General features: G+C 61.3%; 17 protein-coding genes and 1 pseudogene. 11 read left to right on the top strand and 7 right to left on the bottom strand.

Features of this window, described 5'->3' with window-relative positions; translation table 11 throughout:
• Positions 1-17: 17 nt before the first annotated feature.
• The 7 genes and pseudogenes from tuf to P2T60_RS18300 all read left to right on the top strand — a co-directional run bounded on the left by tuf (position 18) and on the right by P2T60_RS18300 (position 9,387).
• Complete coding sequence (tuf, locus tag P2T60_RS18270; protein WP_276282550.1) at positions 18-1,283, top strand: translation elongation factor EF-1 subunit alpha; 1,266 nt, start codon at positions 18-20, stop codon at positions 1,281-1,283.
• Between the two features lie 65 nt (positions 1,284-1,348).
• Positions 1,349-1,534 carry a DUF5786 family protein gene (locus tag P2T60_RS18275; protein ID WP_276282551.1) on the top strand — a complete coding sequence of 62 codons (186 nt, stop codon included), beginning with the start codon at positions 1,349-1,351 and terminating at the stop codon, positions 1,532-1,534.
• Positions 1,535-1,858: 324 nt separating this feature from the next.
• A pseudogene (locus tag P2T60_RS18280) lies at positions 1,859-2,369 on the top strand (LutC/YkgG family protein).
• Positions 2,366-4,630 (top strand): LUD domain-containing protein, encoded by a 2,265-nt coding sequence (locus P2T60_RS18285; RefSeq protein ID WP_276282552.1) that lies wholly within the window; start codon positions 2,366-2,368, stop codon positions 4,628-4,630. The pseudogene P2T60_RS18280 and the gene P2T60_RS18285 overlap by 4 nt, the downstream one beginning before the upstream one ends.
• A 50-nt stretch (positions 4,631-4,680) precedes the next feature.
• Positions 4,681-5,358, top strand: a complete 678-nt coding sequence (locus tag P2T60_RS18290; protein ID WP_276282553.1) for a uracil-DNA glycosylase family protein — start codon at positions 4,681-4,683, stop codon at positions 5,356-5,358.
• Between the two features lie 304 nt (positions 5,359-5,662).
• Complete coding sequence (locus P2T60_RS18295; RefSeq protein WP_276282554.1) at positions 5,663-6,889, top strand: S1C family serine protease; 1,227 nt, start codon at positions 5,663-5,665, stop codon at positions 6,887-6,889.
• A 1,256-nt stretch (positions 6,890-8,145) separates the two neighbouring features.
• On the top strand, positions 8,146-9,387 hold the full coding sequence (locus P2T60_RS18300; protein ID WP_276282555.1) for an orc1/cdc6 family replication initiation protein: 1,242 nt from the start codon (positions 8,146-8,148) through the stop codon (positions 9,385-9,387).
• 513 nt (positions 9,388-9,900) lie between these two features.
• Here P2T60_RS18300 and P2T60_RS18305 read toward each other — a convergent pair.
• The 4 genes from P2T60_RS18305 to P2T60_RS18320 form a co-directional block, all read right to left on the bottom strand.
• Positions 9,901-10,710 (bottom strand): DUF8054 domain-containing protein, encoded by an 810-nt coding sequence (locus P2T60_RS18305; protein ID WP_276282556.1) that lies wholly within the window; start codon positions 10,708-10,710, stop codon positions 9,901-9,903.
• A 137-nt stretch (positions 10,711-10,847) separates the two neighbouring features.
• The gene (locus P2T60_RS18310) at positions 10,848-12,470 is read right to left on the bottom strand and encodes a response regulator (protein WP_276282557.1); all 1,623 of its coding nucleotides are present in this window, start codon (positions 12,468-12,470) and stop codon (positions 10,848-10,850) included.
• Between the two features lie 122 nt (positions 12,471-12,592).
• On the bottom strand, positions 12,593-13,309 hold the full coding sequence (locus P2T60_RS18315; RefSeq protein ID WP_276282558.1) for a ThuA domain-containing protein: 717 nt from the start codon (positions 13,307-13,309) through the stop codon (positions 12,593-12,595).
• 3 nt (positions 13,310-13,312) lie between these two features.
• Entirely contained in the window at positions 13,313-14,359 is a 1,047-nt protein-coding gene (locus P2T60_RS18320) for an MBL fold metallo-hydrolase (RefSeq protein WP_276282559.1), read from the bottom strand.
• 145 nt (positions 14,360-14,504) lie between these two features.
• Between P2T60_RS18320 and P2T60_RS18325 the strand changes: the two genes are divergently transcribed.
• The 4 genes from P2T60_RS18325 to P2T60_RS18340 all read left to right on the top strand — a co-directional run bounded on the left by P2T60_RS18325 (position 14,505) and on the right by P2T60_RS18340 (position 17,403).
• Positions 14,505-14,753: a hypothetical protein gene (locus P2T60_RS18325; protein ID WP_276282560.1), complete on the top strand. Its 249-nt coding sequence runs from the start codon at positions 14,505-14,507 to the stop codon at positions 14,751-14,753.
• 155 nt (positions 14,754-14,908) lie between these two features.
• Positions 14,909-16,054: a hypothetical protein gene (locus tag P2T60_RS18330; protein ID WP_276282561.1), complete on the top strand. Its 1,146-nt coding sequence runs from the start codon at positions 14,909-14,911 to the stop codon at positions 16,052-16,054.
• Positions 16,054-16,953, top strand: coding sequence for a hypothetical protein (locus tag P2T60_RS18335; RefSeq protein WP_276282562.1), 900 nt, complete (start codon positions 16,054-16,056; stop codon positions 16,951-16,953). The genes P2T60_RS18330 and P2T60_RS18335 overlap by 1 nt, the downstream gene beginning before the upstream one ends.
• A 279-nt stretch (positions 16,954-17,232) precedes the next feature.
• Positions 17,233-17,403, top strand: coding sequence for a hypothetical protein (locus P2T60_RS18340; protein WP_276282563.1), 171 nt, complete (start codon positions 17,233-17,235; stop codon positions 17,401-17,403).
• A 394-nt stretch (positions 17,404-17,797) separates the two neighbouring features.
• On the opposite strand, the gene P2T60_RS18345 is transcribed toward P2T60_RS18340, so the two are convergent.
• The 3 genes from P2T60_RS18345 to P2T60_RS18355 form a co-directional block, all read right to left on the bottom strand.
• Positions 17,798-18,154 (bottom strand): GerW family sporulation protein, encoded by a 357-nt coding sequence (locus tag P2T60_RS18345; RefSeq protein WP_276282564.1) that lies wholly within the window; start codon positions 18,152-18,154, stop codon positions 17,798-17,800.
• Between the two features lie 57 nt (positions 18,155-18,211).
• On the bottom strand, positions 18,212-19,408 hold the full coding sequence (locus P2T60_RS18350) for an Acg family FMN-binding oxidoreductase (RefSeq protein WP_276282565.1): 1,197 nt from the start codon (positions 19,406-19,408) through the stop codon (positions 18,212-18,214).
• Positions 19,409-19,514: 106 nt separating this feature from the next.
• A complete protein-coding gene (locus P2T60_RS18355; protein WP_276282566.1) occupies positions 19,515-20,294 on the bottom strand; it encodes a DUF6517 family protein in 780 nt (259 codons plus the stop codon).
• Positions 20,295-20,308 lie beyond the last annotated feature (14 nt).

The following is a 20,308-nucleotide window of genomic DNA, read 5'->3' on the forward strand; positions in this document are numbered from 1 at the left end:
GCACGGTGGGGGAAACTATGGCAGACAAACCACATCAAAATTTGGCCATCATCGGCCACGTAGACCACGGAAAATCGACGCTTGTCGGGCGACTCCTCTTCGAGACGGGGAGCGTCCCGGAACACGTCATCGAACAGCACAAGGAAGAGGCCGAGGAGAAGGGGAAAGGCGGGTTCGAGTTCGCCTACGTGATGGACAACCTCGCCGAGGAACGCGAGCGAGGGGTCACCATCGACATCGCCCATCAGGAGTTCGATACCGACGAGTACTACTTCACAATCGTGGACACGCCGGGCCACCGCGACTTCGTGAAGAACATGATTACGGGGGCGAGTCAGGCCGACAACGCGGTCCTCGTCGTCGGCGCGGACGACGGCGTGGCACCACAGACCCAAGAACACGTCTTCCTCGCGCGGACGCTCGGCATCAACGAACTCATCGTGGCCGTCAACAAGATGGACGCGGTGGACTACGACGAGAACCGTTACAAGGAGGTCGTCGCCGAGGTCAAAGACCTGCTGAATCAGGTCCAGTTCGACACCGAGAACGCGAGTTTCATCCCCATCTCGGCGCTGGAGGGCGACAACGTAGTCGAGCGAAGCGACGAGATGCCGTGGTACGACGGCCGACTCGTGTTGGAGGCGCTCAACGACCTCGAAGAACCCGAGCCATCGACCGACGCGCCGCTCAGACTCCCGATTCAGGACGTGTACACGATTTCGGGCATCGGCACCGTCCCGGTCGGACGGGTCGAGACGGGCGTGTTGAACACGGGCGACACCGTGTCGTTCCAACCCAGCGACGTGGGCGGCGAGGTCAAGACCATCGAGATGCACCACGAGGAAGTCCCGCAGGCCGGACCCGGCGACAACGTGGGGTTCAACGTCCGCGGGGTCGGCAAGGACGACATCCACCGGGGGGACGTGTGCGGACCCGCCGACGACCCGCCGAGCGTCGCCGAGACGTTCACGGCCCAAATCGTCGTGATGCAACATCCCTCGGTCATCACCTCGGGGTACACGCCGGTCTTCCACGCCCACACCGCGCAGGTGGCCTGCACGCTGGAGTCCATCGACCAGAAGATAGACCCCTCGTCGGGACAGGTCGAGGAGGAGAACCCGGACTTCATCCAGTCGGGCGACGCCGCGGTCATCACGGTCAGGCCCCAGAAACCGCTGTCCATCGAGTCGTCGTCGGAGATTCCGGAACTCGGTAGCTTCGCCATCCGGGACATGGGCCAGACCATCGCGGCGGGTCGCGTGCTAGAAGTCAACGAGCGGTAAGACACCGAGGACCGCCCTCGGCCGACACCGGATGATTTTACTATGCAGAGCGCATTGTCTCACATATGGGTTTTGGTAGCTACGACGAGTCCGAGCAACAGGACCAAGACAACGATTTCGACGAGGACGACGGGGTAAGCGTCCACGAGAACACCCACGAGGGCAAAGTCTCGTTCGACTCCGACGCCTCGCAGGACGAACTTCTCGACCAACTGAACGAAATCAAAGGCAACGACGAAGACGAAGAGTAACGGCGCTCTTTCTCCGGTCTGTGTTCGCCGCGATTTTCCCGCGTCCGGCGCTCGTCGGTAGCGAATTCTACCGACCCGCGGTTTCGAGGCTTCGGAAACCTCGTTCATTCCTTAGGTAATATTCATCTATCTTTCGACCATATATTTATTTCTTTGGCGTGGCTATCGTTGTTCGGTCGTCTCCGGACTCCGGCGTGCGAGCAACGCATGCGTTGCTCGCGCGCCGCGGGCGTCCGCTCCCGACGACCCCGGCACTTCGCTCGCCGACGGTCCCGCGCCGCCCGCAGCCGAAAACCAGTTAAACGCGATACGCTATCACGAATCATGGAGACGGACAGCCTCGGTCAGTTCGAGGATTCCCTCCGGCGGATGCGGGTCGGACGGACCAGCGTCGAGGCCGGGTCGTTCGAGGACGCGCTCCGGTCGGTCGTCGAGACGCCCGCGGTCGGGTCGCCGCTCCCGTTCGAGGGCGTCTCGCTCGGCGAGACGCCCGTCGAACTCGACCCGACGCCGGACCAGCTTCAGAAACGCGAAGACGGGCGTGACCGCCGCCGCGATGGGCGTCGCCGACTACGGGTCGATAGTCGTCCGGTCGTCGCCCGCGGGCGACGAGCCAGCGAGCCTCTATCCCGAAACGCACGTCGCCGTCCTTCGGGGGAGCGACGTGGTTCCGGACATGCCGACGGCCTTCGAGCGACTGGCGGAGTCGGTCGGGACCGACCGCGGCGACGCGATTATCGCCACGGGACCGAGCGCGACGGCCGACATGGGCGAGTTGGTCTACGGCGCGCACGGGCCGAAGGCGGTCCACGTCCTGATTCTGGAGGACCGATGAGTTCCGACAGGTCCGCGAAGGCCGCCGAGATTCGGCGACTGCTCGCCGAGGAGGGCGACAGCGTGGCCGCGAACACCCGCGGGTTCAACGAGGGTCGCTACGAGTCGGTCGCGCGACTCGACGACTACGAGGAACTGAAGTCGGAGGCCCGCGCTATCAAAGAAGACGCAATCGAGCGCCTGCCCGACCTGATAGCGCAGGTCCGCGAGAGCGTCGAGGAGAACGGCGGCACGGTCTACCTCGCCGACGACGCCGCGGACGCCAACCGGTACGTCGCGGAGGTCTGCGACCGGGAGGACGCCGAGACGCTGGTCAAGAGCAAGTCGATGACCTCCGAGGAAATCGAGGTCAACGACGCCCTCCGCGAGGCGGGCGTCGAGGTGTGGGAGACCGACCTCGGGGAGTTCGTCCTACAGGTGGCCGACGAAGCGCCCTCCCACATCGTCGCGCCCGCCATCCACAAGTCCCGCGAGAGCATCGCTGAGTTGTTCGACGCCCACTTCGACACGGACGAACCGCTCGAAACCGCCGAGGAACTCACCGAGTTCGCCCGCGAGTTCCTCGGCGAGCGAATCGCGGAGGCCGACGTGGGGATGACCGGCGCGAACTTCGTGGCCGCCGAGTCGGGCACCATCGCCCTCGTCACCAGCGAGGGCAACGCCCGCAAGTCGGTCGTCGCGCCCGACACCCACGTCGCGGTGGCCGGGGTCGAGAAGTTGATTCCGACGCTCTCGGACCTCAACCCGTTCGTGGAACTCATCGGCCGGTCGGGGACGGGCCAAGACATCACGTCCTACGTCTCGCTGTTCACCCCACCGGTAGATTCGCCGACCATCGACTTCGAGGACGGCGGGACGCCGGTTTCGGAGGGCGACCCCGAGGACCGGGACTTCCACCTCGTCCTCGTGGACAACGGCCGGATGGCGATGCGCGAGGACGACCAGTTGCGCGAGACGCTCTACTGTATCCGGTGTTCGGCCTGCGCGAACTCCTGCGCCAACTTCCAGTCGGTCGGCGGCCACGCCTTCGGCGGCGAGACATACTCCGGGGGAATCGCCACCGGGTGGGAGTCGGGCGTCGAAGGACTCGACGCCGCCGCGGAGTTCAACGACCTCTGCACCGGGTGTTCGCGGTGCGTCAACCAGTGCCCGGTCCAAATCGACATCCCGTGGATAAACACGGTAGTCCGGGACCGCATCAACCGCGGTGAAGGCGGCAATCGCGGCGCAGGTAGCAATCGCGGCGAAATCGACACCGGAACGGAGTTCGATTGGCTCGTGGAAGGGTTGACGCCGGACGCCGAGGCCGGCGGAATGAGCCTCCAGAAGCGGTTTTTCGGCAACTTCGAGCGCGTGGCGAAGGCGGGGTCGGCGCTGGCCCCCGCGTCGAACTGGCTGGCCGACACCGCCCCGGCGCGGTGGGCGATGGAGCGCGTCCTCGGCATCGACCGGCGGCGCGACCTGCCCGACTTCCGGCGGGAGACGCTGGTGGACTGGTTCGAGACCCGCGGCGGGTCCCGCATCGCGCCGAGTGCGGCCGAGCGCGAGGCCGTCGTCTACCCGGACCTCTACACCAATCACGTGCAGGTCGAACGAGGGAAGGCCGCGGTCCGAGTGTTGGAGGCGCTCGGAGTCGCGGTCAGGGTGCCCGAGGTGGCCTCGTCCGGCCGCGCGCCGCTCTCGCAGGGGATGATTAGGACGGCGGCGCGCCACGCCGAGGAAGTCGAGTCCGCGCTCCGGTCTCACGTCGAGGCCGGACGCGACGTGGTGGTAATCGAACCGAGCGACCTCGCCGTGTTCGACCGCGAGTACGGGAAACTGCTCGACGCGGAACGCCACGAGACGCTGGCCGAGAACAGTTACGAGGTGCTGGAGTACGTCTACGGCCTGCTGGGAGCAGAAGAGTGCGGAGACGCCGAGGCGCTGACGACCGGCGAGGGCACGGAAGTCGCCTACCACAGCCACTGCCAACAGCGCACGCTGGACCTCGAACCGTACACGACGGCGGTGCTGGAGGCGACTGGCTACGACGTACTCACTTCCGACGTGGAGTGTTGCGGGATGGCCGGAAGCTTCGGCTACAAGTCCGAGTACTACGAGTTGAGCGTGGACGTTGGCGAGCAGTTGCGCGACCAGTTCACGAGTCCCGAGGCCGCGAATCGGGTCGTCGTCGCCAGCGGGACTTCGTGTCTGGAGCAGTTGGACTCGCTACTCGGACGACCGACACGTCACCCGGTGGAGTTGCTCGACCCGGCGCGATAACGCCCACCGAAATCGCGGCGGATTTAACGCCGAGAACACTACGTAGTCCCGTGAAAAACGTCACGGACAGAACGAGCAACCCGTTCGGCATGCGACCGCCCTGTCCCCACGAGTGCGCCGCCGGAGTCAGCGCCGTCTTCGGTTACGGCGACGCCAACGCCGACTTCCACGTCGTCGGCGACCATCCGGGCGTCCACGGCGGCCGCGAGACCGGGATTCCGTTCACCGGGGGTCTCGCAGGCGAGCGCCTCCAACCGGTCCTGAACGAGGTCGGACTGCTCGGGGACGCCTACAGCGACGACCCGTCGATAGCAGACCTCTTCCTCAGCTATCGCCACATGTGCTGTCTCCCCGAAGGTCGCTCGCCGACCGACCGAGAGTACGACGACTTGGAACCGTTCTTCGACGCGGAGTTGCGGGCTATCGCGGCCCACGTCCTCCTGCCGGTCGGCGAGCGAGCGACTCGACACGTCCTGAGGACCTACGCCGCCCGCGAAGCACTGCTGGACGGCGACGGCGAGCGACCGGACCGGATGGCCCAACTCCACGCCGACCACGTTCCGGGCCGGGGTTTTCTGGTCGTCCCGATTCGAGACCCGAGCGACTGGGACGACGGTGACGGCGAGCGATTGGCCACCTCGCTCGCGGACCTGCTGGCGTCGGACTACCGCCAGACGGCCGACCTCGGCCGATTTCTCGCCGAACACGACACCTACGAAGTTCGGTAGCGCCCGGCCGACCAACCGGCAGGGTGCGCTCTACTGACCAACCGGCAGGGTGCGTCCGGCCAACTGCTGTCAGGTGGTAAAAAGCTCGCGCGCGTTCGCGGCCGACGGCCGCGAACGCGCGCGAGTGAATGCACGTGCGGGATGCGAACACGAGAGGTTCCGGATGTGGTAGTTAGCCACACGCTTATTTCTGCTGAGTCCTAACGTCGGGTGAATCCGTTCGCTGGCGTGCGATTCGTCCGGAGAAACGTCGAGACCGACTCGAACGCCGGAGGTAGTTCGCCGACCGGTGGCGGAGGAGACAATGACGAACGAGAACGCGAAAGTCAGCGACGAAGAGCGAACCTACGAACGACTCTACGACGAGGCGATACCCTCTACCGTCTCGGTTTACGCGACGGTCGAAACCGACGACGGGACGCGGCCTTCGGGAACCGGGTCCGGATTCGTCTACGACGACGGACACGTCGTCACGAACCAGCACGTCGTCGCGCCGCCGGTCCGAGGACCGCGCGGCGGACCGAACGGACGACGACAGCGTAGGCAGTCTGATAGCGGGAAGAGCGTCGTGGGTCGAACGGTCGAAATCCGGTTCAGCGAGGGCGAGTGGCGCACCGGCGAAGTCGTCGGCGCGGACGCCTACACCGACCTCGCGGCGGTCCGGGTCGAAGACGTGCCCGCCTACGCCGAGCCGCTCCCGGTCGCCGACGAGAACCCGGTACCCGGTCAGCGAGTCGCGGCACTCGGAAACCCGATGGGTCTCGACGGGACCATCACCGCGGGTATCGTCAGTGGAGTCAATCGCACGACGCCGACCGAAGCGGGGTTCACGATTCCCGACGCAATTCAGACCGACGCCGCCATCAATCCCGGCAATAGCGGCGGTCCGCTGGTGACGACGGACGGGGAAGTCGTCGGCGTGAACCGGGCCAAACAGGGCGAGAATATCGGATTCGCCGTCTCGCCCGCCATCGTCACGCGGGTCGTGCCGGAACTCGTCGCCTCAGGCGAGTATCGCCACTCCTACCTCAACGTCCGGACCGTGAACGTCTCGCCGACCGTCGCGGAGGCCAACGACTTGGACGAACCCGCAGGCGTCCTCGTCGCAGACGTTCGTCTCGGACCCGCTAGCGGTGGTCTCGAAGGCTGTGACGGGACACGCACCGTCGGCGGCCACGAAATTCCGGTCGGCGGCGACGTTATCGTCGGCGTCGCCGGACGGTCGGTCCGCTCCCACGAAGAACTGACGCGCTACCTCATCACGCAGACCGAACCCGGCGAGTCCGTGACCGTCGAACTGATTCGGGACGGCCAGCGACTCACCGAACGGCTAACGCTCGGTGAGCGTCCGTCCCCCGACGCCGGGTCGAGTCTGGAACCGCGTTCGCGCCCCGACGACAACTCTCGTTCCGACTTAGAAGGTTCTAAATATAGCTCAAAGATTGGTAATTCTTTCTTTAGCGGTCCTGAATCTGGTTTCGGCGGAGAGGACGCGGACGACGATTCCGGACGCAACATCCCGATTCGCTGAGTGAGGGACGCGCCGACGAAACCGACGCCGGATGTGCCGACGGAACCGACGCCGTTCGGTGACCCGTCGTCCCGTCACCTGCCACTTTCGGGTATTTCGTCTCCCTCCCGTTTCCGGCTATCCCGACCGCTTCTGGTCACCCCGTCGTTTCCGGCTACCCCGTCGTTTCCGGCTACCCCGTCGTTTCCGGCTACCCCGTCGTTTCCGGCTACCCCGTCGTTTCCGCTGTTTCGAGCGGAGAAGAGAACCCGGCGATGAGACGCCGACAAGGGGAGTCTCCCGTTCGAGGCGAATCGGCGGCGTCGGAGACGCGAGGGTCCGGAGACGAGAGGAACGTAGAGACGACCCCACCGTTTCCGCTGTTTTCGGGTCGTCGGGAAGGAAATGAAGACGTACTGAAGCAATCGGCGACGGAGACGCCTCGAAGCGCGGGCGGACGGAGAACGACGCAACACCACCGTTTCCGCTGTCTCGTCCGAGGGTTCCGTCCTCGAATCGAGCGTCTCTGGCCTTCTTTCGGGAGTCTGCGCCGACCGGAGCGCCGGAGCGACGCACGAACGAACCGGCGTCTTCGAGAAGAATCGTCGTACTCGAACTGCTGGCCGACGCGTTCGTCTTCGAAACCTGCTGGCCTTCGCCTGTCGTGGGTCTTCGAGAACGTCGGAGAGTTCGTGGACGGGTCAGACACACCCACCCCACCGTTTCCGCTGTTTTCGAGAAGAAGGGAAGGGTCGGAAGGAACACACCCACCCCACCGTTTCCGCTGTCTTCGGAGCAGAAGGGAGGGGAGGGGCGAGAAATCGCCCCTCACGATGGGGTTAGTCGATGAGGACGGAAGGAGTAAATCTTCGCTTTCGCCGTTTCTCTCGGAGTTCTTCCTTTTCCTCAGAACTTCCCACACCTTTTCACAAAACACAAGAAATTTTGATACGGATTCGGTTAATTATATAAAATCACTCTACCTTACATTTTTAATCGTTTAAATAACCCAATTAGTCTATCTGCACTACGGTTGTGGTTTCTCACTGAACTATATAAAGCTTTCTTTTTATATAGAAGCAACGTGACACCCACCCCACCTTCTTCCGGAAAAGCTCCGGAAACGATGGGGTGGGTGTGTCTTTAAGTATAACCGAACAACGGAAACGATGCTACCCTAAAATCCCGTCCTAAAATAAATAGCTTGGGGACAGAAGAAACAGCGGACGCCACGGCGACCACGATACTTTATAATCCAGTCCGTCCAAGAAACGCGCATGTCATCGTTCAGCTTCGATAGGGACAACTCCCTCTACAAGAACCGGGACGCCTTGCTGGAGGAGTACACCCCGGACAACCTCGTCGGCCGCGACGAGGAGTTAGAGGAGTACCACGCCGCCCTCCAACCGATTATCAACGGCGAGGCCCCGTCGAACATCTTCCTCTACGGAAAGAGCGGCGTCGGAAAAACCGCCGCGACCCGATTTCTCCTCAACCGTCTTCAGGACGACGCCGCCAAGTACGACGACATCTCGCTCAACGTCATCGAAATCAACTGCGACGGACTCAACTCCAGCTATCAAGTCGCCGTGCGCCTCGTCAACACCCTCCGCGACCCGTCCGAGCAAATCAGCAACACCGGCTACCCTCAAGCACAGGTCTACAGTTTCCTCTGGGAGGAACTCGACAAACTCGGCGGCACCATCATCGTGGTCTTAGACGAGGTGGACCACATCAACGACAATTCCATCCTCTACCAGATTCCCCGCGCACGGTCCAACGGCTACCTCGAAGACGCCAAAATCGGACTCGTCGGCATCTCTAACGACCTCTCGTTCCGCGATTCGCTGTCGGCGAAAGTCCGGTCGTCGCTCTGCGAGAAGGAAGTCTCGTTCCCACCCTACGACGCCACCGAACTCCAGAAGGTCCTGAGCCAACGCGAACAGGTCGCGTTCCACGACGGCGCACTCGCCGAGGACGTGATTCCACTCTGTGCCGCCTACGGCGCACAGGACGCCGGGGACGCCCGTCAAGCCCTCGACCTGTTGCTCGAAGCGGGGGACCTCGCCCGGAAGGAGGCCGTCGAGCAGGTCACGGACGAACACGTCCAAGAGGCCCGCGAGAAACTCGAACGCGACCGAATCATGGAGGGAGTCGCCGACCTGACCGAACACGCCCGCCTCATCCTCTACGCCCTCACGTCGCTGGAAGCCGAGGACGAGACGCCCGCACGCTCGCGGGACATCCGACCGCGCTACGAGCAACTCTGCAACCACGTCGGCACCGAACCGCTCACGAGTCGCCGGATGCGCGACCACCTCGCGGACCTCGCCATGCTCGGAGTCATCTCTTCGACGGAGAAAAACGAGGGGATGTCGGGCGGCAAGTACCGCGAACACGCACTGAAACAGGACCTCCAACTCGTCGTCACGGCGCTCGAAGAAACCATCGAGTTCGCAGGCGTCCACGAGAGCATCCGACCCTACTACCAGACCACGTTCGAGGACGCGGAGAACTGAGAAATCGCTCTGTTCGCTTCCGTACCCCACCGTTTCCGCTGTTTTCCGTCGGCATTCGCTCGTCGTCCGTCTTCTCCCTTATTCGGCCGTCTTTCCCCTTCTTTCGTCTCCGAAACGTACCCCACTGTTTCCGCTGTCGTCCGGCGGCTTTCCGGGAGCGACTTCAACTCGGCCCCGAAGGTCCCATTCGACTCTTTCGCACTCGTCTCCGAAACTCGCCTTCCGTTCTCAACCCCATCGTTTCCTCTGTCTACCGACACCGAAGGCAACTCGAAAAGACAGCGGAAACGACGGGGTAGCGGTTCGACGCGGTTGGCGACGGAACAACGGAAATCTCGGTGTTCCGCGCGTCTGCTCCTCCCGGCGAAGGACAACGGAAACGCCGGTGTCCCGTCGGCGGAAACGGCGGTGTGGCCGAGGAGAGGCGTCGGCGTCGGCGGACAACGGAAACGACGGGGTTCGTCGTCCGCCCCAGTACGCACCGAAAGACAGCGGAAACGACGGTGTTCGACTCTACTGGTTGTGTTCGACTTCCAGAATCCGCGAATCGCACTCCGAACAACTGACCGCCACCACGTCCATCGTGCGACAACACGACTCGACGGTCTCCTGTTCCATGGCGATGTCGCCGCCGCAGTCGGGGCAGGCGTCGAGGAAGATACGGAGACCGCTCAGGACGCGACTCTGGTTGGTGACCGTCAGCGACTCCCAGTCGTCGTACCGGTTCTCTAGCAGTTTCGCGGCCGCGAGGTCGGCGACGAGTGCGGCGCGGGACTCCCACTGTCCGAGGCGACCGTTGTCGTACTCCGCGACCAGCGCTTCCTCGTGTTCTTCGAAGGAGAGTTTCTCCTCGTCAACGTCGAGGACGGCGCTCAGGTCGCTCTTCTCGGTCTCGTCGGCTTTGATGGACTCCATGTTGTCGTACCACGCTTCGCGGAACGACTCGGAGAGACAGAGGTCGTCCATCTCCGCGCAGGGTTCGACCGCGCCAGCGTCTGCCAGCACTTCCTCCGGGTCGCGCTCTTCTTCGCTGATTTCGGGCGTCTCGTCTTCGAGTTTGTCGAACTTCGCCAGAACCCAGTCGGGGAAGTACCGCTTGGTCAGCGCTGGCGTCCCCGGCACGAGATACCCTCGGTAGTAGATGCTGAGCAGTGATAGCGTGAATACCACGAGACCACCGGCGAACGTCAACGCGGCCGAGACGAGACCGCTCAGCACGACCGCGATGAAGACGTTGACGATGGTACACGGCGTACACCGGTTCTCTCCGGTGTACTCCGGTTGTCGGAACCAGTCCACGAACCCGTTCGATTTCGTACTCATACTGTCTGTATTCTTTATTTTCTACTCATATATCTGTTGTTAAAGTAAACAGACAGGTTCGGCCGCCGGGTCGGGTCGAACCGGTCGGTTCGACCCGACCCGGCGACTCATCCGGTCAGCGGAAACCGACCGGCGATTCACTCCAGTTCGAGCGGAGAAGCGTTCTGCAACCCAGAAACGTCCTCGACCGCACGCTGGAGTCGGAGAGTCACCGCACTGCCGTTGGTGTGGTAGTCCTCGAACGTCAGTTCCCCGCCGAACTTGCCGACTATCCAGTTCGAAAGCCAGAGACCGAGACCGCTTCCGTGGTGGAGCGCGGTCTCTTCACCCTCCGTGAGAACTTCGCGTTCGTCCTCCGGGATGCCCGGCCCGTCGTCCAAGACGGTCACTTCTACCCACTCGCGGTCGTCGTCGGTGGCCGAGACGGTGACGGTCACCGACGGCCGATTCCCGCCGTGTTCGATGGCGTTCTCCACGACTTCGCTTATCGCGGCCTCGACCGTCTTGTCGGCGTACACGGTCACGGTTTCGGGAGTCTCGGCGGTTATCTCGGCGTCCGGGTACGACTGGCGGAACTCCTCGCAGGTTCGTTCCACGCAGGTAGTCACGTCGATTTGCTTGGTCGTCCGGTCCTCGCGGTCCAGCGTCTTGCCGACTTCGCGGGCCTTCTCGCTGATTTCGATGAGTTCGCTCGCTTTCTGTTCGATGATACCTGCTTCCTTCGCGGCCGGTGGGAACTCCTCTACGATGTTCTCGGCCCGGCCCAACACGACGTTGAGGTCGTTTCGGAGGTTGTGCCGCAGGATTCGGTTGAACACCTGTAGGCGCTGTTCCCGCCGGACGAGTTCCTTCCGGGTCTGTACCGAGTCGATGGCGTACGCGATATTGTTGCCGAACTTCGAGAGGACTCGGCGCTCGGTCTCGTCGAACGCGTGTTGCACGTCCGACCAGACGCTCAACACGCCGTACGACTGGTCTTCGTACACGAGGGGGACGACGGCGGCCGCGTAGCGTTCGATGTTTCCGTCTATCTCGTGGTCGAATCGGTTCTCCAGTTTCGTTCCGCGTTCGATGCTCACCTCGCAGGTCTCGACTGCCTCCCGGACGGGAATGCGGTCGCCCTCTTCCCGGTCGCCGTCGAGAACCACGGCGTCGAGGTATCGCTGTTCGACGCCCGCCGACGCCTCCGGTCGGACCGCGGTGGCGTCTTCGTCTACGCTCCCGACCCACGCGAGAACGTAGGGTTTCGAGTCTGCGAGTCGTTCGCAGACGGTCTCTTCGATGTCGTCGCGCGAGGACGCCTGCAAGACCGCCTGACTCACGTCCCACATGAGGTCGTTGACCGCGATTTGACGGTCGGCGAGTCGCTCGGTTCGACGCCGAGCGATGGCGTTTTCGATACGGTTCGCCAACACCGCGAACTGCTCTTTGCCCTCGCCCTTCCGGAGGTAGTCCGTGACGCCCACCGAGATAGCTTCGCTCGCGGTCTGTTCGCTTCCGCCGCCCGTCAACAAGATAAACGGGATGTCGGGGTACGTCTCTCGGACGGCGTCGAGAAACTCCAGTCCGTCCATGCCCGGCATCTGGTAGTCGCTGACGATGCAGTCGAAGCGCTCGGTTTCGAGTCGTTCGAGCGCAATCGCCGCGCTCTCGACCGTCTGTACGTCCATCTCGTACTCGCCGGTGAGAACCCCTGCCGTAACTCTGGCAAAGAAATCGTTGTCTTCGACGTGCAGTACGCGGGGGCGGACCTCCGGCATTCTCTGTGTTGCCGGATTCACGGCTACCTAATAAAGGGTTTCCTTCTTTTAACTTTGAAAAGTTGAATATCAAAATTGATGTTCGCCTTTCAGCTATGATTATGACCGGGAAAACGGGCGACTCATCCCTCTTGCGGAGGGTTCGGGGAGTGACCGAACGAAGGTGTAGAAGACTCTATAGGTTCTGCCCACGAGACCGCGTTAGCGATGATTTTTTGAATCTCCGGTTGGTGATAGATGGGGTAGGTCTCGTGGCCCGGCCGGAAGTAGAAGATTCGACCCGCGCCGCGTCGGTAGCAACACCCGCTTCGGAACACTTCGCCGCCCTCGAACCAACTGTTGAACACCAGCGTCTCGGGTGCCGGAACGTCGAACCGCTCGCCGTACATCTCCGTTTCGGGTACTTCGACGGACTCGCCGACGCCCTCGGCGATGGGGTGGCCCGGTTCGACCGTCCAGAGACGTTCGCGCTCGCCCTCGTTTCGCCACTTGAGGTCGCAGGTCGTCCCCATCAGGCGCTTGAATATCTTCGAGAAGTGCCCGGAGTGTAACACGAGCAACCCCATCCCGGACAGGACTCGCTCGCGGACGCGTTCGACTATCTCGTCTTGGACCTCGCCGTGGGCCTCGTGACCCCACCACGTCAGTACGTCCGTGTCGTCCAGCACCGCCTCGGTCAGGCCGTGTTCGGGGTCGTCCAACGTCGCGGTCCGGGTGTCGAACCCCCGGTCTTCGAGGAACTCGGCGATGGTCGCGTGGATGCCGTCGGGGTAGACTTCGCTGGCCGCACCGCCCTCTCGTTCGTGGCGGTACTCGTTCCAGACGGTGACTGTGGTCACCGGTCAGTCCTCCGTGGCCGCTTCTGGCGGTTTCTCGTCGCTCTGGCCGCCGTAGTCGAATATCGCGTCGAGGTCGGGGTCCTCGTCCAGAAGCGCGTACCCCTCGTCGGTCCGCTCGACGACGCCCTCCCGTTCGAGGTGGTCCAAGTGCGCCCACGCCTCGCCCGGTCCGTGCATGATGTGTATCTCCGACAGGTCGCCGAAGAGGTCGGCGCTGACCGTCCACGCGTCGGCCTCACCGCGGTCCCGGAGGACCGACAGCACGCGCTCGGTTCGCTCGCGGTGATGGACGGCGATGTCGCGCGCTCGCGCCGCGGGGTCGGCGATTGGGTCGCGGTGTCCCGGCCACGCGCGGGCGTAGTCGGCGTCGATGATTCGGGCGAGCGAGTCGAGGTAGGTGCCGAGCGGGTCCTCGACGCGGGGGTCCGCGCCGCCGACGTTCGGGGTGTACTTCGGCAGGAGCGCGTCGCCCGAGAGGAGTTCTCGGTCGCCCTCACTGGCGTCGTCGCCGACTCGCGCGCCGTCGAACGCGAATCCCGCGAGTCCGGCGGCGTGGCCCGGCAGGTGGACCGCTCGGAGTTCGACGCTCCCGAGGTCGAACGTCGCGCCGTCGCCGAACGTCTCGACGTTCGGCGACCGGCCCTGAATCCGGTCGTGGAGTTCGAGGAACTCCTCGAGTTCGGCGCGCGCGTCGGCGGGCATTCCCCACTCGTCCCAGAGTTCGTCCCGGAGGTCCTCGGCGGCGTCCCACGCCGCCTCGTCGCCCGAGACCAGCGGTGCGTCGTCCTCGTGGACGTACACCGTCGCGTTGCTCTCTTCCTGAATCTCGCCCGCGAGTCCGGTGTGGTCGTGGTGCCAGTGCGTGAGCAGAATCACATCCACGTCGCCGAACGAGAGACCGTACTCCGCGAGTCCCTCACGCAACTGCTCGCGGCCGTCGGGCGTGGCGACCCCGGTGTCCACCAGCGTCGTCGGTCCCGAGTCGCCCTCGAACAGGTACACGTCGTTTTGCCCTTCGAAGACGGTGTTTCCGAGTTGAATCCGTTTCACGTTCGTACTCCGTCGCTGGCCGATAAGTCGTTTTCTCTCTCGGCACTCTCTCCGGCCGCGCGCGTCGAGAGGAGTTTTATTACTCCCGTAGTAAAAATTCATACGGAACTTTTATGATAGATACTCTCCGCCCTTCTACTACGCGATGAGCGAACGACTGGAGCGACGGGAGCAGGACGCCGACCCCGTGAACTGGAAGCGAACGGGCGGCGGCGTCGAGATTTATGACGAGACGAACTCCGACGCGTGGGTGCGCATGGAGTTCGTCAGCGGTATCGACCCGGACAAACGCCTCTTCGGTATCTGTGACGACTGCGGTCTGGTCACGCCCCAACGGGCGTTACCCTCCGACAGCATGGCCTGTGGCAACTGCGGGTCGGAGTTCGGCGACTAATAGAATAGTAGTCGGTACGCAGGTATAAATGACTTTTAATACTGTACTAGTGTCACAACAGAAAGAATTATAATACCTCTCTATCGTTTATTGAACAAACTGAGTATAGTGAGTAATCCGTTCAGAACTAACTGATTGGGACCATTCTTAGGGATATGGATATTAAAAAGGAAGAAATTGAGGGGAAGGATGTTCGCGGTGTTGTCCGTGAACTCATTGATGAAGTCACCAAAACAGAAAAAGAAGCAAAAGAAAAAAGTACACGAGGTGGAAAGTCCCCCGATTTAAAACTCTACGTAGTTGATACTTCTGAAGAAGTTCTCGGCCAATTAAACGATCTCGCTACCTCAATAATTGACTCGGACTCTTCAAAGAAAGCAGCAAAGAATTTCTTTAATAGTCATATCATAAGCGAATATAAAATAAGCTCTGATATTTGGTGGGTGGAAATAAAAACTCCGAGATATGAACGTACTGATGATTTCATCTTTGTAAAAAGGGACGATTCAATCTGGATTCTGACTACTGAGTTAAAAGATTGGGCAGAGGATACAGTCGAAAACATAATCAAATATATGCCTCAGATGGAACGGGTATACCTAACATCTGATGACTTAGAGGATGTTATGGACTCTATAATTGATTCTGAAGTTTCCGGTTTTACTGCGAAATATCGCTCACAGCATCAAGAAAGAGCCGCTACATTACGGTTTCACGGTGCTGAACCAGATGATATGAAAAAGGCAGAAGAACACTTTCAGGCAACCCCTACACGAATTGAATTTAACCAACGTAATAGCCCCTCTACAGCAATACAAGGTTCTGGTTCTAACGATGGGATACTTACTGTTGAAAGTGTCCGGTTAGGTTCCGAAGGGAAGGCTACAGACACGCTACTTGACACTTCAAAAGATTTCATCCTTGTTGATAGCAAGAGATACGAGGTCAATACTGATTCTAAAGTAAGGTTTTTTGAATCCGGATTCAGTATAGACGAATTTACTAGTATAGAACTTTATGACCCTGAACGAGAATCAGCAGAAAACTTACGTGAAGAAATAAAATCTGAAATACTCTCGAAGAACCAATACCAATATGGTCGTTGGGGAGAAAATACGTTTTTCATACATGATAAGAACCATGGAGAAATTTTCGAACTAGGAATCGAATCTCCCGAATTAGTTCTCCATGCCAGAGAAGCAACTACAGCACTTAGCCTTCGAAGTTTCTGTAAGAGCGTACTTGACGAGTTTGATTCAACATATTCCATTCGAAAGAAAGAAACGGAGGTGACTCTCTAATGAGTCGGCAGTGGGAGAGACAAAAAACTGAGATTGACTCATATAATACGTTCTTATCCGCATACCATTCTCGTACAAGTTATCATGGATTTTCTGAAATGGATTATGTCGTTTCCAATTATTTCCCGAAGTTATCTGATCCGCATACTGGCGCTGATGCCGAACCCGATTTCGTTCTATACAATGGTAAGAATGTCATACTCGTCGAAATTAAGCAAGGAAATAATATCTCTTCACGACATATTAAGCAGATGGAGAAAAATAACGACGTTAGCATCGAATACGCAGAGGAATTCCTGAAAGATTCTCAGATTCAACGGAGATTTGGGCTCAGCGGCGATGTTTTTTCGGTCGAAACTTGTATTGTTTATGATGGTATGGGCGAGGAATACGTAGAAAAGTGCCGGAAAAAATGGCCAGATTGTCGTGAAAAACTGGAAGAGATGGAAAACGAGACCGCTATCCTTGGTCAAAGTAGGGATTCGAAATTACGAATTCTGACTGGCGAATTTGATTCTCCTGACTTACAACATTGGCTTGAATACGGGATTGATTTACCTCCCACACCACGGACTACTATATCTCTGACGGATGGACTCGAAATGGAAAGTATTGCAGTATCACTCTGTAATATCTGGGGTCAGAAAGCGGTATCCGGTTCTGTACTTGTCTCAGTACAGGAAATCCGAAGCCACTTTGACCACCGTGAACTCAAACCGGGTGATGTCACTGATGCATTTAAGTATTTAACCGATGTCAATGCGTGTGAGGCACGAGGAAACCGTACATACGAATTCCGAAAAGAGCATCTCGGGCAAATACTCGATATTGAACGAATCATAGCGGATGAAGACGACGATAGAGATGGTACTCAAAGAGGATTGGACGATTTTAACTAGTTTTGGAAATTTACTGGCTTTTGTGTCTATGACAGTCGGTCCGCGAACGACTCGAACTCCCCGCCTTCCGAAACCGACTCCAACTCGTCCAGCGCGTCGGCGTCCTCGTCGCGGTTCTGTTCGAGCAGGTCCACCCTCCTACCCCGCACACGTCCTTAGCTGTGGTTGAGGGTTCGAGACCCGGCGGACCCCCGTCGGCGGTCCCCCGTCGCCTCGTCGTCGCTCCGCTGTCGCGCCGCCGACGCCACCGTTTTCACGGAGGCCCCCGTCTGGGGTGTCATGGCCGTCCCGAAGCCGAAATCCGCGCTCGAAGTCGCGGCGGTAGCTATCGGCGCATTCGTCGCGCTACTCGTCGTCGTCCCGCTGGTTCCGCTCGTTCTCGACCTCGTAATCGGCATCTTCCGGGGCTTCTTCGACGTTATCGTCCCCGGCGGCAGGACCTACTCGTAGGGTCTCGGGATTCGACCGACTTCTCGGGGAGGGTGTCTCCGACGGCGGACGAGCGAACGCAGTGAGCGAGGAAGCAGGTACGAGGTCTGCGGTCGCGGTGCCGTCGCGGTCCTGATTGGTTCAAGCCTGAAGCTCGTTCTCGCCGTCGCTGTCGTGTAGCAGTGTGGTGCGGTAGCGGTGCTGTTGCAGTGCGGTCGCAGTTCGGTAGGTGCTGTTGCAGTGCGGTAGCGGTGCGGGTACGTCTTGCCCGAGCCGAGTCTCCGCTGAACCCTCTGCCGACCCGACCGTCGTCAACCGAGTCGCTCACGGTTCACTACTTCGGCAACCGAAAGAAGTTTCAAGAAACTCTCTACCACCTCTAAAGAAACATATATATTGCCTTAACATGGAAAAATCAGTCTTTCGCGTTCGACCGTCGCCCGACTAGCAACCCCGCGACGAGACCGACCGCCACCCATCCGAGCGACCGCTTTCGCTCGTCGAACCGGACGAATCGCGTTCGCTCGTCGGTGATTTCGAGCGCACCGACGGGCGTGGCGACGGACCCGCCGCCACCGCCGCCGCCCTCGCTGTCGCCGCCGGTCTGCGCTACGTCGTGGCTCTGGCCGAACCCACCGCCGAAGCCAAAGGCGACCCGCGCGACCGGAACCACCGTCTTGTCGCCGCGCTCTATCGGGTCGCCGTACACCGACCGGACGTTCGCGCTCCGCTGGAGTCGCTCCACGATGGACTCGATTTGTGTGACGCTCATGGTTTCCTCCGGTGTGGGTTCGACGCCGGGCGAGAAAAGCGTGCGTACCGCCGGGCGTCACTCGACCAGCACCGCCTCCGCGCGACGACGCGGCGACGGTCCGGACACTCCTTCGGCGTACCCCAGTCGAAAGAGGTGCTGAGACGACCACTCGGGGCGTCCGAGCAGGTCGGTCAACTCCCGGCGGATGCTCGGCACCTCCAGCGCGGCGCTCATCGGATGCGTCTGTACGCCCAGAACCGTCGCCAGCAGACTCGCCCGCTCGAACACCTGTCCGGCGCGAATTTGCGCTCCCCTGCCGTCGGATTTCGTCCGGACCACTGCGACCAGCGGCGCGTTCCGAATCGACGCGGCGTCCTTGCGCGCCTGCCGTCGGCCGACGTTCAGGTACGTCACGAGGAGTTTCCCCATCTTCGCTCCGGGCCACGAGTCGCCGAACGCGCCCCGGCCAATCCACCGGCCGAGTTCCCGGCGATAGGCGGGGTCGGCGAACTGGCGGCGGTCCGCGCGGGCGGTCAGGTCGGCGACGGTCCCGAGTTTCTGGGGGTCGGCGACGAACTGGAGAGTCACGTCGTCCTCGACACAACTGTCCCGAATCGCCCCGAGGTCCTCGCGCGGAATCGTCCGCTCCTGATACTGTCCGCGGCCGGTCCGCCGTCGCGGAATCGCCTCGAACAGCCGCGAATCGCGGTGTTGGCTCGCGCTCGCACCCGATTTCCCGCTTCCCGACGCCCGACTCGAATCCCCGTCTCCCGACGATAGTCGCACCGTCGCGGCGTGATTGCTGTCGCTCCCCGGCAGGTAGCGCACGTCGTGGCCCAACCCGAAGTGTTCGGCCGCGACGAGCAGGTTCTCCAACGCCGCCCCGAGACTCAGGTAGAGTTCCCGCTTGTCGGGGTCGGCGACCGTGAGCCATCGGTCGGTGTCCGCGAACAGTCGAATCTCGTCGCCCGAGACGTTGAACAGCCACGGTTGCGTGTTGTGACTCGACGGGGCCAACACCGCGTACCGGACCAGAAACTGGGCCTGTTCGACCGGCGTCCCTTCCTCGGGAAACGCCGCGGCCGAGACCCGCCACGGTCGCTCGCTCCCGACCCACCGCCGACGGAGCGAGAACTTCCCGAGCGCGTCGATTCCGAGCGCGTCGAGACCGGTTTTGCCGGGTTGGCTCTCTGCCCGACTCCCGCCTTTCCGGTCTCGCTCGGTCTCTCTTTCCCTCCGTTCGCTCTCGTTCGTCCGCGTCGAATCCCCCATGCTTGCTCTGGCACGACAGCGACTGACTTAGTTGTCCGCGTGTCCGAACCGCCCCACGACCCGAGCTTCGCCGAGCGAATTCTCGACTATTCTTCGGGGATGGAGCCTAAACTCGGATGCTCCCCGAGAGGTCTACGATTTCCCGTCGGAGTTTCTTCGGTTCCAGACCGAGGTCCAGCGTGACCGTCACGTCGATGCCGTCTCCCTCCCCGCCGGTGATGGAGATGGTGTCGCTCTTCCGGTAGGGTTCGGCCGGGAACGCTCCACCCGCCGCGAACGCGCGCCCGGCCTTCTCCTTCCAGACGGCGACGAGGACGGTAATCGGGAGTTCGTCCGCGGGGAGCGTGAGCGTCTGCTCGCCGATTTTCGGAATCGTGACCCGCTTGGTAATCTCGGGCGTCGCGTACGTCGCCTCGAACTCGTAGACCACCGTGTTCTTGCCGGGGTTCGGTTTCGGCGACTTCGGGACTACCTCCCGAACGTCGGTGATGCCGTACTCCTTCACCTCCTTTTTAAACGTCGGCAGGAGGCTCTCGGCTATCCGGTCGGCAGTTGCAAGCCTCGCCGTGAACCCCCGGAGGTCCACGTGACTGGCGAAGAACGTCGCCAGCGTCCGGTCGAACTGCCCGAGGGTCTTCTTTTTGACCTCCCGCTGGAGGGTCCTGTTCTCGTAGATGCGCGTCCGCTCGTGGGGGACGACTCCGGCCTTCTTGGGGTATTTTTTCTTTCGCTTGGCGGTCTGCTTCCAGTCTTTGCGCGCGCGACCGGTTAGTTTCGGCCACTTGACGTTTACCTTCGAGTCGTCGGCACTCCCCGACGGCGAGTTACAACCCGCGAGGAGGCTCATCCCGCCGACCGTCCCCGCGAGGAAGCGTCTTCGGTTCACGAGGTGTGGTCTCG

The sequence above is a fragment of the Halorussus caseinilyticus genome (assembly GCF_029338395.1).
In the GTDB taxonomy this organism is placed as follows: domain Archaea; phylum Halobacteriota; class Halobacteria; order Halobacteriales; family Haladaptataceae; genus Halorussus; species Halorussus caseinilyticus.

Excerpts from the sequence above, each read along its gene's own strand:
- tuf (WP_276282550.1), top strand. The coding sequence starts at position 18 with ATGGCAGACAAACCACATCAAAATTTGGCCATCATCGGCCACGTAGAC.
- P2T60_RS18275 (WP_276282551.1), top strand. The coding sequence starts at position 1,349 with ATGGGTTTTGGTAGCTACGACGAGTCCGAGCAACAGGACCAAGACAAC.
- P2T60_RS18285 (WP_276282552.1), top strand. The coding sequence starts at position 2,366 with ATGAGTTCCGACAGGTCCGCGAAGGCCGCCGAGATTCGGCGACTGCTC.
- P2T60_RS18295 (WP_276282554.1), top strand. The coding sequence starts at position 5,663 with ATGACGAACGAGAACGCGAAAGTCAGCGACGAAGAGCGAACCTACGAA.
- P2T60_RS18300 (WP_276282555.1), top strand. The coding sequence starts at position 8,146 with ATGTCATCGTTCAGCTTCGATAGGGACAACTCCCTCTACAAGAACCGG.
- P2T60_RS18305 (WP_276282556.1), bottom strand. The coding sequence starts at position 10,710 with ATGAGTACGAAATCGAACGGGTTCGTGGACTGGTTCCGACAACCGGAG.
- P2T60_RS18310 (WP_276282557.1), bottom strand. The coding sequence starts at position 12,470 with ATGCCGGAGGTCCGCCCCCGCGTACTGCACGTCGAAGACAACGATTTC.
- P2T60_RS18325 (WP_276282560.1), top strand. The coding sequence starts at position 14,505 with ATGAGCGAACGACTGGAGCGACGGGAGCAGGACGCCGACCCCGTGAAC.
- P2T60_RS18330 (WP_276282561.1), top strand. The coding sequence starts at position 14,909 with ATGGATATTAAAAAGGAAGAAATTGAGGGGAAGGATGTTCGCGGTGTT.
- P2T60_RS18335 (WP_276282562.1), top strand. The coding sequence starts at position 16,054 with ATGAGTCGGCAGTGGGAGAGACAAAAAACTGAGATTGACTCATATAAT.
- P2T60_RS18340 (WP_276282563.1), top strand. The coding sequence starts at position 17,233 with ATGGCCGTCCCGAAGCCGAAATCCGCGCTCGAAGTCGCGGCGGTAGCT.
- P2T60_RS18345 (WP_276282564.1), bottom strand. The coding sequence starts at position 18,154 with ATGAGCGTCACACAAATCGAGTCCATCGTGGAGCGACTCCAGCGGAGC.
- P2T60_RS18350 (WP_276282565.1), bottom strand. The coding sequence starts at position 19,408 with ATGGGGGATTCGACGCGGACGAACGAGAGCGAACGGAGGGAAAGAGAG.